This window comes from Vibrio sp. Y20_XG_PY13, assembly GCF_024181925.1.
GTDB classification, from domain to species: Bacteria; Pseudomonadota; Gammaproteobacteria; order Enterobacterales; family Vibrionaceae; genus Vibrio; species Vibrio parahaemolyticus.
The window spans coordinates 136,286-151,795 of the sequence record NZ_JAMZAL010000009.1 but is presented as its reverse complement, the minus strand read 5'-3'; the positions used below and the strand labels follow the sequence as shown (position 1 = coordinate 151,795).

17 protein-coding genes are annotated in these 15,510 nt (G+C 47.5%); 4 read left to right on the top strand and 13 right to left on the bottom strand.

Annotated elements, in window-relative coordinates:
* Window positions 1–117 precede the first annotated feature (117 nt).
* From NL646_RS19145 to NL646_RS19130, 4 genes are all read left to right on the top strand, one after another.
* Window positions 118–1,089, top strand: coding sequence for a tripartite tricarboxylate transporter substrate binding protein (locus NL646_RS19145; RefSeq protein WP_253664559.1), 972 nt, complete (start codon window positions 118–120; stop codon window positions 1,087–1,089).
* Between the two features lie 241 nt (window positions 1,090–1,330).
* On the top strand, window positions 1,331–1,825 hold the full coding sequence (locus NL646_RS19140; protein ID WP_015296786.1) for a tripartite tricarboxylate transporter TctB family protein: 495 nt from the start codon (window positions 1,331–1,333) through the stop codon (window positions 1,823–1,825).
* 19 nt (window positions 1,826–1,844) lie between these two features.
* A complete protein-coding gene (locus NL646_RS19135; RefSeq protein ID WP_005464542.1) occupies window positions 1,845–3,371 on the top strand; it encodes a tripartite tricarboxylate transporter permease in 1,527 nt (508 codons plus the stop codon).
* Window positions 3,372–3,647: 276 nt separating this feature from the next.
* Window positions 3,648–4,418: a sulfite exporter TauE/SafE family protein gene (locus NL646_RS19130; protein ID WP_025546085.1), complete on the top strand. Its 771-nt coding sequence runs from the start codon at window positions 3,648–3,650 to the stop codon at window positions 4,416–4,418.
* 127 nt (window positions 4,419–4,545) lie between these two features.
* On the opposite strand, the gene NL646_RS19125 is transcribed toward NL646_RS19130, so the two are convergent.
* The 13 genes from NL646_RS19125 to vopN form a co-directional block, all read right to left on the bottom strand.
* Entirely contained in the window at window positions 4,546–5,517 is a 972-nt protein-coding gene (locus NL646_RS19125; RefSeq protein ID WP_005464586.1) for a TAXI family TRAP transporter solute-binding subunit, read from the bottom strand.
* A gap of 228 nt (window positions 5,518–5,745) precedes the next feature.
* A complete protein-coding gene (gene vopD, locus NL646_RS19120; protein ID WP_005464399.1) occupies window positions 5,746–6,750 on the bottom strand; it encodes a type III secretion system translocon subunit VopD in 1,005 nt (334 codons plus the stop codon).
* An 11-nt stretch (window positions 6,751–6,761) separates the two neighbouring features.
* Window positions 6,762–7,961 carry a type III secretion system translocon subunit VopB gene (gene vopB / locus NL646_RS19115; RefSeq protein WP_253664558.1) on the bottom strand — a complete coding sequence of 400 codons (1,200 nt, stop codon included), beginning with the start codon at window positions 7,959–7,961 and terminating at the stop codon, window positions 6,762–6,764.
* Between the two features lie 3 nt (window positions 7,962–7,964).
* A complete protein-coding gene (gene vcrH, locus NL646_RS19110) occupies window positions 7,965–8,453 on the bottom strand; it encodes a SycD/LcrH family type III secretion system chaperone VcrH (protein ID WP_005464462.1) in 489 nt (162 codons plus the stop codon).
* A gap of 12 nt (window positions 8,454–8,465) precedes the next feature.
* Window positions 8,466–10,289: a type III secretion system needle tip protein VcrV gene (gene vcrV / locus NL646_RS19105; protein ID WP_253664557.1), complete on the bottom strand. Its 1,824-nt coding sequence runs from the start codon at window positions 10,287–10,289 to the stop codon at window positions 8,466–8,468.
* Between the two features lie 4 nt (window positions 10,290–10,293).
* The gene (gene vcrG / locus NL646_RS19100) at window positions 10,294–10,578 is read right to left on the bottom strand and encodes an LcrG family type III secretion system chaperone VcrG (RefSeq protein WP_005464408.1); all 285 of its coding nucleotides are present in this window, start codon (window positions 10,576–10,578) and stop codon (window positions 10,294–10,296) included.
* A gap of 60 nt (window positions 10,579–10,638) precedes the next feature.
* Window positions 10,639–11,052, bottom strand: a complete 414-nt coding sequence (gene vcrR, locus NL646_RS19095) for an LcrR family type III secretion system chaperone VcrR (protein WP_015296792.1) — start codon at window positions 11,050–11,052, stop codon at window positions 10,639–10,641.
* Window positions 11,052–13,178, bottom strand: coding sequence for a SctV family type III secretion system export apparatus subunit VcrD (gene vcrD / locus NL646_RS19090; RefSeq protein ID WP_080524939.1), 2,127 nt, complete (start codon window positions 13,176–13,178; stop codon window positions 11,052–11,054). Before vcrD ends, vcrR begins: the two co-directional genes overlap by 1 nt.
* Window positions 13,162–13,506, bottom strand: a complete 345-nt coding sequence (gene vscY, locus NL646_RS19085) for a type III secretion system chaperone VscY (RefSeq protein ID WP_005500523.1) — start codon at window positions 13,504–13,506, stop codon at window positions 13,162–13,164. Before vscY ends, vcrD begins: the two co-directional genes overlap by 17 nt.
* Before the next feature lie 5 nt (window positions 13,507–13,511).
* Window positions 13,512–13,889, bottom strand: a complete 378-nt coding sequence (gene vscX, locus NL646_RS19080) for a type III secretion system protein VscX (protein WP_005500522.1) — start codon at window positions 13,887–13,889, stop codon at window positions 13,512–13,514.
* A complete protein-coding gene (gene sycN, locus NL646_RS19075) occupies window positions 13,889–14,260 on the bottom strand; it encodes a type III secretion chaperone SycN (RefSeq protein WP_021448584.1) in 372 nt (123 codons plus the stop codon). The genes vscX and sycN overlap by 1 nt, the downstream gene beginning before the upstream one ends.
* Complete coding sequence (locus NL646_RS19070; protein WP_005464474.1) at window positions 14,247–14,531, bottom strand: TyeA family type III secretion system gatekeeper subunit; 285 nt, start codon at window positions 14,529–14,531, stop codon at window positions 14,247–14,249. Before NL646_RS19070 ends, sycN begins: the two co-directional genes overlap by 14 nt.
* Complete coding sequence (vopN, locus tag NL646_RS19065) at window positions 14,512–15,405, bottom strand: SctW family type III secretion system gatekeeper subunit VopN (RefSeq protein ID WP_005464652.1); 894 nt, start codon at window positions 15,403–15,405, stop codon at window positions 14,512–14,514. Before vopN ends, NL646_RS19070 begins: the two co-directional genes overlap by 20 nt.
* Window positions 15,406–15,510 lie beyond the last annotated feature (105 nt).

Genomic DNA, 15,510 nt, shown 5'->3' with positions numbered 1-15,510 from the left:
TTTAACAGTTAATTAACCTTTACACAAAGTTCAGCCTTAACGCTTACACGGCATTAAGACGGAGCAAAATAATAAGGCTCATCAAAAAATAGAGTCGCCAACATAAGGAACGTGAACATGTTAAAGGTAATCAAACCAACGCTCGCCGCTTCAATCATCGCAGCTTCATTCTCATTCAACGCTTTTGCTGCGGATATTGAAAAAATGCACTTCTTGATCCCAGGTGGCGCTGGCGGCGGTTGGGATATGACCGCCCGTGGTACGGGTGATGTGTTAGTAAAATCAGACATCGTAGAAAACGTGTCGTTTCAAAACCTATCAGGTGGTGGCGGCGGCAAAGCGATCGCTCACTTAATTGAAACGGCAGATCGCCAAGAAGACACGCTCATGGTGAACTCAACACCAATTGTTGTGCGTTCTCTTAGCGGTATTTTTCCTCAATCCTTCCGTGACCTAACGCCTGTTGCTGCAACTGTTGCCGACTACGGCGCGATTGTTGCCTCTGCGAACTCGCCATACAACACATGGGAAGATGCAGTAAAAGCGTTTGGAGCCGATCCTCGCAAAGTGAAGATTGCTGGTGGCTCAGCGCGCGGCTCTATGGATCACCTTGTCATTGCGGCGGCATTTAATGGCGAAGGTTTTGATGCGCGTAAGGTCCGTTACATTGGCTATGATGCGGGCGGTAAAGCAATGGCAGCCCTGCTTTCTGGCGAAACCCAATTGCTTTCAACAGGTTTAGGTGAAGTACTGGAAATGTCCAAATCTGGCCAAGTGAAAGTACTTGCTATCACTGCGCCAAAACGCTTAGAAGCCGCGCCAAACATTCCAACATTAACGGAATACGGCAACGAAACGGTATTTGCGAACTGGCGTGGATTCTTTGCTGCACCGGGCGTTAGCCAAAAGAAAATCGACGAATGGAATGCCGCATTCACTAAGATGTACAACACTGACGAGTGGCAAGTCGTTCGTGACCGCAATGGTTGGATAGACAACTACAAAGCGGACAAAGCGTTCTTCGCGTTCCTTGAAGATCAAGAGAAGCAAATGGGTGACCTGATGCGTGAGCTAGGCTTCCTGAAATAACCGTTATTCCGGGGCTCCCTCCGATAGCAACTTAGCGTAAAACCTGAGTTGCTATTCGCCCCAACGGCATTTGCACTCTAAGTTTCACCGTATATGGACATTGTCGACACTCGGCATACACACTCCTTTGTTTATTGATTGTTAAGCATATCGACTAGCAGCGAAATGCTTACTTGTTAATGGATTACTTTGCACATTAACGTTCATATACGGTCTTTTTTATTCTTGTTAGGAGTTGAATATGTCTCGTTCAACCAACGTTTTTACCAAAGAATATCTACTCTGCCGCGACCGTGTTGGCGCCATGATTTTCCTGCTCTTCTGCCTTTGCTACGGTTATCAAACGTCTCAAATCGCACTGTTTCCGGGCGATGAGTATGAACCGTTTACGGCGCGCACCTTGCCAACCATTCTGACTTATATCGGCATCGGGCTTTCTCTCTTGCTTCTTGTGACTGGCCAACCAGATAAAAAGAGCGGCGCCGTTTTAACCTTCAACTGGAAGCTACTGATCTCGTTCTTAGTGCTGATGGCCCTTTACGGCTTGGGCCTAACCTACTTGGGCTTTGTACTCGCGACAGGTTTCTTTTTGCTTGCGGGTTTCTATCTGCTTGGAGAAAGACGCAAACCCGTTTTGTTTGGTGCCTCTTTCCCATTCGTTATCGCCTTTTATTTATTGCTCACTCAAGGTTTGGATATCTATCTCGAACCGGGTTTGATTTTCACCATCTGGTAGCCAAAGAAAGGACTGAATTATGTTAGATGGAATTCTACAAGGTTTATCCACCGCGGTGATGCCAATGAACATCATGATGGTGATTGTTGGCTGCTTCGTCGGCACATTTATCGGCATGCTGCCGGGTCTTGGCCCTATTTCGGCCATCGCGTTGATGATCCCGATTACTTATGGTTTAGAGCCTTCATCAGGCCTCATCTTGATGGCGGGTGTTTACTACGGCGCCGTATTTGGTGGTTCAACCTCTTCAATTTTGATCAACGCACCGGGTTGTTCTTCAACGGTCGTAACCGCATTTGACGGCTACCCAATGGCGCAAAAAGGTCAAGCGGGTAAAGCGCTAGCATTAGCGGCTTACTCCTCTTTTACTGGCGGCACGCTTTCGGCCATCATGCTGCTCGTGGCTGCGCCAGCCTTGGCTAACGTGTCATTAAGCTTTCAATCTTCTGATTACTTTGCGTTGATGTTGCTCGGCTTGTCTGCCGTTGCGGCTTTTGCTGGTAAAGGTCAGGTCATTAAAGCGTGGATGATGACCATTCTTGGCTTGATGCTGTCGACAGTCGGTATCGATAAAGGCGTTGGCGTCGAGCGTTTCACTTTTGGTTTAACCGATTTGATGGACGGTTTTAGCTTCCTTCTTCTTGCCATGGCGACGTTTGCTTTGGGCGAAACCTTAATGGGGATCCTCAAACCTTCAAACGATACTCGTGATGAAGAGCAAGACAAATTGAGCAACATCGGCTCGATGAAAGTCACCAAAGAGGAAATTAAAGAAGTCGCTCCGGTATCGATCCGCTCTTCTATCCTAGGTTTCTTTACTGGGGTACTTCCGGGCGCTGGCGCAACAATCGCGGCATTCCTAAGTTACGGCTTAGAGCGCAACTTGGCTCCAAAAGAGAAAAAAGAAGAGTTCGGTAAAGGCAGCATTCGTGGTCTGGTTGCGCCAGAATCTGCGAACAATGCCGCATCAAGTGGCTCATTCGTTCCATTGTTAACGCTGGGTATTCCAGGCTCAGGCACCACCGCTATTATGCTTGGTGCGTTAATCGCCTACGGCATTCAACCTGGCCCTCGCCTGTTTGTTGAACACCCAGATGTCTTCTGGTCAGTCATCATCTCAATGTACTTTGGCAACATCGTGCTTGTGATTCTTAACTTGCCGTTAATTCCTTACATCTCGAAACTGTTGGCCGTTCCAAGAACAGTACTTCTACCGATGATTTTGTTCTTCTCAATTACAGGTGTGTACTTAGTTTCGTTCAATACGATGGATGTGTTTGTGATGCTACTTGTGGCGATGGCTGCCATTGCACTTAGACTGGCAAACTTCCCGCTCGCACCATTGCTGCTTGGCTTCATCCTCGGCGGCTTGATGGAAGAAAACTTGCGCCGAGCGTTGATGATTTCTGACGGAGAGTTGAGCTTCTTGTGGGAGCGTCCGATTACGTTGACGTTTACTGTGCTGGCAGTATTAGTGCTGGGTAGCCCGCTGTTTGTGAAGCTGTTTCAAAAGCTTAAAGCGCAACCTGTAAAAGTTGAGCAATAATCGTCGATTCCTCCTTCTTGATAGCCCCTAAAAGCCACCCTCGCGGTGGCTTTTTCTTTCTTCGATCTTTCTACGATTTCTACGATATAGCTACGATGAAGTAATATCACGGCTAAGAGAAAAATTTCGCTAGAAAGAGGTTCACGTTATCAAAACCACAACGGAACTGAACAATTTCGTTTTGGAGCATGTAAAGTAAATCTCATAAAACGTTAGAACATGCGTTCTCAAAATCTAAGACTCTAATAACCAATAAGAACATAACAAGGAATGTTTATGCTGCTGGAATTGGCTCTGTTGTTTGCTGCAGGCGTGGTAGGTGGAATCATGAATTCGATAGCAGGAGGTGGGAGTTTTATCACCTTCCCCGCCCTAATGGCGGTTGGCGTGCCGCCCATCATGGCTAACGCCACCAACACTTACGCGGCGTGCGCGGGATACATAAGCGGTGCCGTGGGCTTTCGTGAAGAAATTTTGAAAAACAAACAAGAACTGCTATTCACCGTTTCGTTCAGCTTTGCCGGTGGCGCGGTTGGCGCGTATCTTCTTCTCAATACGCCAGAGTCACTGTTTTTGGAAGCCATTCCTTGGCTACTTTTGTTTGCTACGGTGCTATTTCTTACAGGTTCGCGGTTAACAATGATCATCAAATCCATCACCAAAGAACATAAACACGCTGGCGTTATAGGCTTAATCGCATTGAGTTTGTTGTTGGTGGGCGTTTCAGCATACGGCGGATTTTTTAATGCCGGATTAGGTGTGATTGTTCTGAGTTACCTCGTTGTGGCGGGCCATCAAGACATCAACTTGATGAATGGGCTTAAACTTCTGGTTTCAACGTGTGTGTCTCTCATCGCTATCGTCATTTTTGTTGCGAACGGCTCTATCGATTGGAGTAAAGGCAGCGTGGTAATGGTCGGGACATTAGTTGGCGGCTATCTCGCCGCGCGTGTGTCTCGCCAGCTTAATCCGAGCCACGTTAAAGGCTTTGTCGCTCTCTCTTCGATTATCATCACCATTTACTTTTTTATTGACGTTTACGCCTAACCCAAACAGAAAAAGCGCCATCAACTTAATGGCGCTTTTGCGGCTCTCAATAAAGGTTTCTAAAAAGAAGTTTATTAAATAACGTGAAAAAGTGAGTTTAGGAAACCGTTTTAAGGTGGACTACCACTTACTTAATCAACCCAACTTCTTTGTAGTATTTAAGCGCACCGGGATGAAGTGGCGCAGACAAACCATCTTTCACCATTTCTTCTTTCTTCAAATTCGCAAACGCAGGATGAAGACGACGGAAATCATCGAAGTTTTCAAACACGGCCTTCACGACGTTATACACCACCTCTTCAGGCACGGCAGTAGATGAAACAAACGTCGCACCAACACCGAATGTCATCACATCATTATCCGAGCCGCGATACATGCCGCCAGGCACGGTAGCAACGCGGTAAAAACTGTTGTCGGCGATAAGCTTATCCACTTTTGGGCCTGCGACTGTCACGATGTTACTGTCGCACGAAGTGGTTGCTTCTTTAATCGCACCACTTGGGTGACCAACGGTGTAAACCATTGCGTCGATTTTATTATCACAAAGTGCTTTCGATTGTTCTGCCGCTTTCAGTTCCGAAACCAGTTTGAAGTCATCGTTGCTCCAACCATATTCCTTCATCAACACTTCCATAGTGCCTCGCTGACCAGAGCCAGGATTACCAATGTTGACTCTTTTACCCTTTAAATCATCAAACGTTTTGATATTTGAATCTTGACGAGCAACCACCGTAAACGGTTCCGGGTGAACAGAAAATACCGCGCGCAGCTCTTTAAACGGACCATTTTCAGCAAACTGACTGGTGCCGTTATACGCGTGATATTGCCAATCTGATTGCGCAATACCTAAATCTAACTCGCCTGCGCGAATGGTGTTGATGTTGTATATCGAACCGCCCGTACTTTCGACCGAACAACGAATGCCGTGCTCTGCTCGAGATTTATTTACCAAGCGACAGATAGCCCCACCCGTGGGATAGTAAACACCTGTGACACCACCCGTACCTATGGTCACGAAAGTCTCTTCGGCGGCAACTGAATAGCCGGCAGTCAACGCTGCAAGTGACGCAGCTAGCGCGATGTGCTTAAACTTAAACATTGAACGTCCTTTTCCTTTGTTTATGACGGTTTAAGTATAGCAATCGTTAACAATTTGATAACGTTTGAGTTCTCATCCTTGAACTTTACTTCTCACGCCCTATTCGAGAATGATTTACAAAACCACATAATAATCTGATATATAAAGAGTATTTTTTATTCTATCGTTTTAAACACAAAAAAAGCGTTGTATAAACAACGCTTTGTCAGTACTAAAATAAAACCGCAACTACACTGTCGGGATAGATGCGCGCCACGCTTGGTTCTGACTATCAGAGATAGAACGGAACAGCTCACGCAACTCTTTAAGCAGCCCTTCTTGGAAGCCGATGTTCTCATCTGCTTTTTGCTTCGCTGCTTGAGCACGCGTCGCTTGCACTTCATCGTCCTTGCTGCGAGCTTGCGCTTTAGTTTGTTCAACGTTCGATGCTGAGTTTGCCATCTGTCCAAGAGCTTGAAGAATCGCGTTCTTCGCTTGGTTTGAGCTCATCAGTTTATCGAACTTGCGACCGCCGCTAGTCAATTGAGCCGTGGTGTCTGCAATGCTGTCTTTCGCTAGCGAATGTGCGCGTTTTACTTGATCTTGTTGAGTTTTTGACAAGTTACCGTTGTTCATCAACTCTTCTACTTGATCGAAGCCCGCCTTTTGCGTTTTCAGCACGTTGTTGCTTGCCATCTCGGTCTTAATTTCTTTACCCGCTTTGAACGAACCAAGCGCACCGATAATTGCTGTAGCACCCGCTAACACACCAGATACAACCGCCATCGCGATCATCGCGCTAGCAGAGTTGTTCAGCTCTGCCGCTTGGCTTTGCAAACTCGCAACGTTGGCTTCAACCGCAATTTCACGTTGAAGCACTTGCTGTTCACGGCTTAGCTTCGACACTTGGTAAAGCAGCGTCAACAAAGACAGCGATTGAGAAACCGCGTCCGAAGGTGATTTGATCACTTCTTCACCGTTCAGCACTTTCGCGGTAGTGCTCATCAGTAGATCAATCGTTGGTGCAAGCTCACCCATCAGGTTCGCAACCACTTGTGCTTGATTACTGATCGCAGGAGCTTTCGGCCCATCTAATTGATAGCGACCTGCACCAGAAACGTTTGACTCACCGTTGCTTTTTACTGCACCCGCTTCCAATTTGGTCTCTGGTGTTTTTTCTGCTTTGGTTGTTTTGATAGTGTCGCCCAAACCATACAGTTCACCGCGACCCGTTCCACCAATTTTATCCAACATACTTCCGCTCCTTAAACCGTTGCAGGACGGCTTAACACCGTTTGCATGGTTTCACTTTTCGCCTGAATCATTTGCATGATGATGCTCATCAGCTCTTGGAAATCTTCCATCAACTTGCCAATTTCTTCTTTTAGCTTATCGATGACTGCCTGGCTCAACGTCATTTTGGCGCGGAGATCCGTGATATCGGCTTGTATTTCCGTAACGTTCGCATTGTTGGCAGCGTGAACGCTGTCCGTTGCGCCCTTACCTATGTTAACCGTAAGGTCAACCGTTTCAGCGCCGTAGCGAATCGCTTTGGCTGTGGTTGTCGCAGCTTTAGAACCCATGTATGCAACTTTTGCCATATTGGCTGCAGCTTTAGTGGCAATATCTGTCACTTTCTGCGCAATTTTGCTGGCACTTTTCGCGGCAAGTTTCGCGATGCCACCAGCCGCCGCGCCACCAAAGGTCACGATTGCACCGATGACAGCGACAGCAATTTCTAATGCCATCACCACTTTGTTCAACACATCGACATTCACACCCGCTTCTTTTAGCGCGTCTTGAACGGCTGGTTCTTGCAGTGCCATGCTGACTGCACCCATGACGCCACCAGCGATCATAAGCGCGCCAGCTGCCGCACCAACGCCAGTAGCAACCATGATGGCACCTACCACAATGGAGACAACCGCGCTGATCCAACCAAAGATCTTCGCCGCTAAGCCCGATTTCTGAGCCTCTTTAGCTGCAGCTTCTGATTCCTTGATTTTCTCTTGGTTCTCTGCCATTTCTTGTTCATGTTTGGCTTTTGCGACTTTCACTTCTTGAATTTTCAGCTCGTTCTGAGCACTTTTCAGTTTGTCTGTAATCGCCGCAAGCTCCACTTCAAAATCGTCCGCAGAACCTGCGATGATTTTAACTGCGATCGAACCCGTCTGACCGGCAACAGCATGTAGCGCTTTTGCGATGGTATCGACGATCTTTTGCAGTTGAGCCATGGCTTTTAGCGTCAAGTCTGTCACTTTGTCGCTCACGGCTGCATTTGGGGCATCTAGCTGAACTTTCACTCTTCCTGTGTTCAGAGTGTCAGCATCTCTACTCTTTACGTTTTCAACCGTTACAGAAGGCGTCGCAGTAGACGCCGTTTTCTGTACGTTCTCTAACGTAGTTTGGCCAGACTCAGGGATGTAAACCTGCGTCTGAGTGCGGTCAAGTGCAATAGAACTCATAGTCTAATTACTCCTTTTGTTTCTCACCGCTTCTAACATGATGCCTGCACGTTGATGCAAGTCTGCATATTGTGATTTACCGGCAGACATCTCCTTCGCGCTGTAAAACCCACTCTCTGCTTCCGTCAGTTGTTCCAATTTCAGGTGACATTCTGCAGAGTGAAAAGGTGGGCGTGGATCGTTAATGTCCACGAGCGCTGCGTAGCTGTAGGCATCAATCGCCTGCAGATACTCACCCAGTTCCTGACGAGCAGCACCAAGGCCAATGAAAAATCGCGCCTGATAATGATCCAGCATGCTAAGCAGTTGGAAAACTTTGGCAGCTTGTTCAATCTTTCCTGATTGGAAGAAGTTGTAGCCGACCGCGTAAATGTGTTCGATGGTATCTGCCGATACATCGTGCAACATTTTCAGCGTGCCTCCCTCTTCCAGAAAAGACAGCAGCTCTTCTGCTTGCATTTGAGATGGATCGGTCGCGTTTGTTTTAGTCATGGTTGGTTATCCTTAAATGGCTCGTAGGATTTCTTGTAAAATACTGTGGTACTTCTGAACAAACTTGTTCATCGCTTCAACGGTCGAATTGTATTGCGAGCTGATATCGTTTAGCTCAGTGGTTTTGATTTGAACTTCGTCGTTGAGCAGTTTGGATTTGTCGCTGACCGAACTGGAAAAGTTGGACAGTTTCTTGGTTTTTTCTTCGTCTTTAAAACTCGCGCCGTCAGCTACCGTTACACCCTGCTTTTTCAGAAAATCCGTGTGTGTGCTAATGCCATTGTCGGTGAGGTATTTATACTCAGGCGAGTTCTGAAAATCGGTAACAGAGTTGTAGTTGAAGTCGCTCGCACTAAAAGCATTGTCATCCGGTTTGTAAGTACCATCAACACTCTGCGTAGAGTGAATTTTCGACTGAACAACACCAAAGATTTTTAGTTGCACGGTTAAATCTTGCAGTGCTTCCTTTTGCTCGTTACGTTTTTCCAAGCGATTTACGCGACGCTCGTTTAATGCAAACAGCACTTGTTCATCAAAACGGTCACCAATACTGGACTCAACGACAGCCAACAAATCGCGAGCCGTCAAAGAGTGCTCTGCGCGAACCTCAAGATCCTTTTTCTCTTGCTCGGTGATATTGAGTAGACGATCTTTCAACGCACCTAAGTTCTTGCGTAATGTTTCGTAACGTTCGATAAACGAGGCGCCTGTCGACTCACCCTTCAGCATTTTTTCAAACTGGAAACGGATGTCTCGTTCCGTATTGTTTTTTATCAGCTCAACCTGATCCGCAGAGATTTGCGTTTTTTGGATATCGGCAATCGCTTTATCGTTGTAAAAAGCATCGATTTCGGTGTGAATAAGACTTACTGCAAAATTCGCAAACAAGCTTGAAAGCGTCAAAGAATCCGAGCTTTTGATGATGGCATCTAACGCTTTTCGTAAATTTTCAGTCCCACCGGTTTCACCGTAAGCCGCAGTAAACTGGCCTTTCACTTGCGTCGCCATTTCGCTTAACGCTTCGCTAAGCTGCTGTTTAGAAATACCTGGCGTCCACGTAATTCTTTTCGCTAATTGGTCCGCGTCATCTTTAGTTAAAGTGATACCAATCTGGTTAAAAGCGTTCTGCAATTGCGTCGAGACGTTCGTAACAAAATTCGCTTCGGTTAGCAGAAAATCAGATGCTTTGAGCTGGGCCAGATTCACCGATGGCAAATGAGCAAACGCATTGCGAAGGAACGAAGATGCACTCTCACGAACCACGCTAGAACTCATTTGACGCGCCAAATCATCAACAAATGAGGCAATATCCCCAGTCGCTGATTTCAGCTCTTCAGCGCTTAACTTTGCAATCTGCTGCGCTTGCGTGCTTTCGGTTCCAAGCTGAAATTGAGTCACAAACTGAGTCGGCAATGACGAATCCACTTTGTCCGTAAGCTGGTCGGCAAACCAAGTTTGGAACTGACTTGCCAATGCATTGTTCATCTGCGTCGCAAGTTCGGCGGCGTCCACTTCACCGTTTGAACTCACGCGTTGTAGCGACTTCATCCAAATAGATGCGCTTTCGCTGAGCGCAGCACCCGAAAATGCGCTGTTTTTCTCTTTCAATTGAGTCAGCGTATCGACGTAAAGTGCGATGCTCTGTTCGTCAGTTTGACCTTTAATGGTTGGCAAATGCGCGATCAGTGAAGCAAGCTGCTGAGTTTCCGCATCACCTAAAATTGGGGTCAATTGCTCTGTTAGGCTTTGTCCAAACGTTGGCAGTGGCGTACTGCTTGCGGCGGCGGTTGCCGCACCAGTTGCTGAGCCCGTTGTTGTCATATTCGTCATATCCAAACCTCTAGATCACCATACCGCGCATCATGGTTGGTCGCTTTCGTCTTTTACCCTGCACGCCTTGCAACTGATGCTGTTGCTGCCTGCGGCGCTGAACTTCTTCGATGAGTTCTTGCTCTGCGTGTTGCATTAACTTCGGCGAGGCGTTTAAACCGCCAAGCAGAACTTCTCCTGCTACGGGGCCAACACCGAGTCCTTCTAATAGCTCACTAAAAATGTCATTTCTTTCATCCGCATTTCGAATGGCTAACTCTGCATTTTCAATAGCTTGGGTAAAGGGTTGCTTCATATTGATTCCTATCTTAAAGCGTGTCTTCTCATTGGCGCTGTCAGTAACAGTCGAGAGTTTTTACATTTTTCTCTTTTTCAGTGGGCGATAGTCTGCAAGCCGCAAAAAATACCAGTCGGCTTGTTGATCGTGGCTAGCGCCACAGGCGCGTAAGTAGAATTGAGCCAGGCGTTGGCTACTCATGTTGCTACCACGCAACACATCAACGTTACCGCGGATAACCCAATCAGAAGGAAAAAGAGGGATGGCGTGCTCAGCCAAAAGAAATAGGCAAGAAAAGGGGTTACTCAACCCCAAATTCGGACTCACACGTTTGAGGAGTACAATAATGATCTCCCCTTCTTCGACACGAAACACCAGTTCCATGCCATCAACTTCCATGCGATAACCAAGTTGAATCGCACTTTTTTGCCAAAAGTACGGCGTCACGTGAATCCCCGTTTGTTCCAACGATTGTACAAGTGCGGCGTTCATTACATCCCTACCCGTCCAAGTGGCTGAATGTTGATCTGCTGAGTGAGTTCTTGAAAAGACAGAACGGGCAAATCGTAATATTCGGATTCAATCAGCTTTCGAACATAACGACGTACATCCATTGAAACCACCAGAACAGGCTTGTTCGGCATACGGCTTAAATCACCTACGGTCTGTTTTACGTCGCTAACAAATTGCTGCGTAACCGAAGGATCAAGCGCTAAGTAGCTGCCCGCCGAGGTTTGTCGAATACCGCTGCGAATCGTGTCTTCGAGGCTCTGATCGAGAAGGTATGCCGGCAGCATGTTCTGACCGCTCGCGTACTTGTAACAGATGTAACGCTTTAAGCTTGAACGAATGTATTCCGTCAACTGGACGACATCTTTTTCCTTTTGTCCCCACTCGACCATGGCCTCCAAAATGACGCGAAGGTTACGAATCGAAATGTCCTCAGATACCAAACGTTGCAAAATCTCCGTCATTTTTTGTAGCGGGACGATGCGCTGCGCCTCTTTCACCAGTTCAGAATAACTGCCTTCCATTTGCTCAAGTAGGTAGCGAGTTTCTTGAATCCCAATGAAGTCTTGCGCGTACTCTTTCAATACGTGTGATAGATGGAACGTCAAAATACGGTCTGGTGTAAGGAAGCCGACATGGCTCGCAGTCAACTTCTCTTGATAGCTTTGTGCGACCCAAAGACTCGAGACTCCCGGTAGGAAGTCGTCATCTTGCTCAAACGGCACACCAAGCAACTCAATCTGGTCGCTTCCTTCTGTGACCAGCAATTTGTCTTTCTCAATACGACCACGTGCAACGGGCACTTCTTGCAACTGAATCAAGTATTCGCCGTTTTTCATCCCGTCGTTAAAACGCAAGTGAATTCCCGGAAACGGTACGCCAAGATCGAGATACAACGCGCGTCTTACTCTGGCGAGTTCGTCGTTCAGTGCGACGGCTTCTAGGCTTTCTTGTAAGCTTGAATCCAGATCGATAAGCAGTGGCACTGTCATCGCGAACTCTTCTTGCTCACCCAATTTGCCTTTGCTACCACGAGACGGTGTTGGTTTATTGGGTTTCGCGGCAGGAGAGCCAGCTCCCTGCGCGACAAAGCTCGGCAGATCGCTGTTTTCAGATTCGGTTTGCTTTTTCTGTTGATAGAAGAGGTAAAAACCTCCGCCACCGACCACCAAAGCCAGCACTAGGAATGTAATTTTCGGAAAACCAGGGATCAGAGCGAACAAGACCAGCAGCACACCACCAATCAACAGTGCACGAGGCTGAGCCGTGACTTGCCCACCAATGTCGGAGCCCAAGTCGGCCGAGTCTTCGTGGGAAACACGCGTAACGATAATACCAGCGGTGATCGCGATAAATAGCGCAGGAATCTGTGATACCAAGCCATCGCCTACGGTCAAAATCGCAAACAGCTCAAGCGCCTCTGACGCGCTCATGCCTTTTTGCGTGACGCCAATGGTGACGCCACCCAAGATGTTCACGATGATGATCACCAAGCCCGCAATGGAGTCGCCTTTGACGAACTTCATTGCACCGTCCATCGAGCCGTACATTTGGCTCTCTTTCTCGATCAGAGAGCGGCGATGACGCGCCTCGTGAACATCGATAACTCCAGCGCGCATGTCACCGTCGATACTCATCTGTTTGCCCGGCATGGCGTCAAGAGAGAATCGAGCACTAACTTCAGCAACACGCTCCGAACCTTTGGTGATCACCATAAACTGTACAATAGTGATGATCAGGAAGACCACGATACCAACGACAAGGTTGCCGCCAACGACGAAGTTACCAAAGGTGTAAACGATTTGACCCGCATCGCCTTGAAGCAGGATCAAACGTGTCGTGGTGATTGACAGCGACAAACGAAATAGCGTCGTGATCAGCAATACTGCCGGAAACGCCGAAAACTCCAGTGGCGTGGTGATGTAAATCGCCAACATCAGCAGCACGACAGCAATACTCATGTTTGCGCCGATCAGCACATCCACTAGTGCAGTTGGCAAAGGCAAAATCATCATAAAGACGATCGCCAGCAACATCACTGCGAGCATGATGTCTTTGCGTTGTCCTACCTTGTTTAGAATATCGATCAACTTATTCATGAGATTCACTATGTAAAGATTGCAGGTAGCGTCGATGCGCTTGGCGTGCGCCCTCGACGTCATTTTGTTTCCAGCGCGCTTGGCTCAAGCAAAACCAAATTCCCGCCGCTTGCACAGACTGCGATTGCGACTTCAGTAAGCCTTCACATACCGCAACAGCGCGGGTGTAACGGCCAGTTTGCAAACACGCGACCGCGAGCGTGTGTAACGCATCTTCGCGTTCTGGTTCGAGTTCTAACACAGCATCTAATATCGCGATGGCTTGCTCGGGTTGTTGGTATTGAACTTGAAGCGCAGCGTGAACCAGCAGCAGCTCAATATCTTTGGTGCTTAGCATGTGGGTTAAACCTGAATAAGAAGATTGAGCGCCATGGTGAGGTAACGCTGGTCCAGTTGTGTGCTTTGTAGCGTTTCGGCGGCTTTAGCAAGGTTCGCCGAGCCTGATTCCTGTGCGAGTTGCTGAACACGAGCTAAAGTGTTGTCGAATTGCTGGCGGTACTTTTCTGGACGAAGCAGTTCACAATGGTTCAGTTTTGGCTTCGCTAACGCCAACAAATATTGATCGGACGGTCTTAGGTCATACAGTTTTTCCAAATGAGTAGCGACGGCTTGCCCATCCGGCAGTAACTGAAATCGTTTGGGGAAATCCGTTTCGACTTCACCATGGGAAACGTGAGTAAAGGCTTCAATGCCGACATTTAACGTACTAACTCGGGTCATCAACTTGCCACTTCATCGTGAAGACGCACTAAAAGCGCGAACGCTTGTTCGAGTGTCGGCAGCGTCACTTCATCGCCTTCAATTTTGGCGGAAAACACCAAGGTTTCGTCGTCGAGCAAACCAGTTTTCATTTCAAATGGCCAACCCTGTTCGGCATGGCACAAACGCAACGCATGCTGAATACGCTCGCTCGACTGATGCCACGACAACGCACGCGCCAACATAAGGAAAAGTCGATCATGATGTTTTTCTATGTGCAATGTGCCGCTTTGCTCAAAGCTCAACTGCACACGTCCTGCGGTAGAAAAATCCACCGCATCTAAGCCCATTCCTCGGCAAAACTCATCGACTGATGCATCAATCCAACTCATCGTCCCACGCTTCCTCTTCTTCTAAATCAATGGCTTCGTCTAGCGCCTTTTGTGCGGCTTGTATTAGGTTTTGTCTCTGTTCGTCGTCAGCAAATACATCAACGGGGATGTGTCGTATCAACTTGTGCAGCTCTCGAAAAAAATCGATTTTCTGTTCTATTGCCACCAACTCCATTGATGTTGCGATCTTCCAAATCTCTTCACTGCTGACCCAACGTTGCTCGACCAGAGCAATTACGTCAGCCATCAAATCAGAAGCCTGATAAGCCATGACTCATCCTTTCTGGTTTGAACATTTGAAATAGCCGCCCTACCTGATCTTGCAAGGTGTTTAACGTTTTGAGTTTTTGCATGTCGGACATCAGCAGTTGCAATTTGACGGAGTCAATGTTGCTGCCTTGAACGCTAAGGTCGGCGCTCATGCCTTGCAGCATGAAGTCCACCGCAGTAGAGACTTCTTGCTCACCAAAACGCTCGACAACATCCTGATATGCAGAGCCAAGCCCTTGATAGCTGTGCACCGTATCGCGGTAAAAGCCGCGCAATTGATGAAGAGAGCTGAACTCTTGCTCTTTGCTAAACTCATCAGCGAAATGAGAAACACGGATTTCGGTGTCGATTTGCGACCAAGAATCCGGGTTCTGCTCGATTTTCAAGATCGCTTGGTCAATCAGCGCCAATAAGTGCTTGCTTTCCGGATTGGCCGATAAGTATTTCTTCACTGCTTTTAGAGCTAAGTATTGGTGGCTTTTCTCTTCCGAAAACCCGTTCAAATACGCTTGAAGCTGAGCGATGGTCGAAATGTTGCCACCCGCCATTTTGGCCGCAAGATCTTTGATTTTTTGGTTTTTCTCTAGATCAGGTACCTTTCTGAGGTAATCAGAAACCAGCTCATGCGCTTCGTTAACGCGAACGCCACCGTCTTTTATTTTGCGTTTGGTGAGATCTTTTTCTGCTTTTTCGGAGCCAAGTGATGTGAGCTCTTCCATCGCGTCAAAAAGCGATTGAGTGGCGTTGTGCACGCGCACTGTCTCACCTCGATAACTGCCTTTTACGGCACTGTCCGCACGAGACGATTCCAATCCATTTCGGACCGATGCATCAAACTTGGTGTTGGTTGCTATCTGACTATTGATAATGCTCATTCACTTGCACTCCTTTCGTACAATACAAGCGAATTATATGAAGTGCGTTTTTATCAGGCTGTCAAAATCAGACGTGTTTTTTTAGGGCGTTTTCAGTTTTCTAAA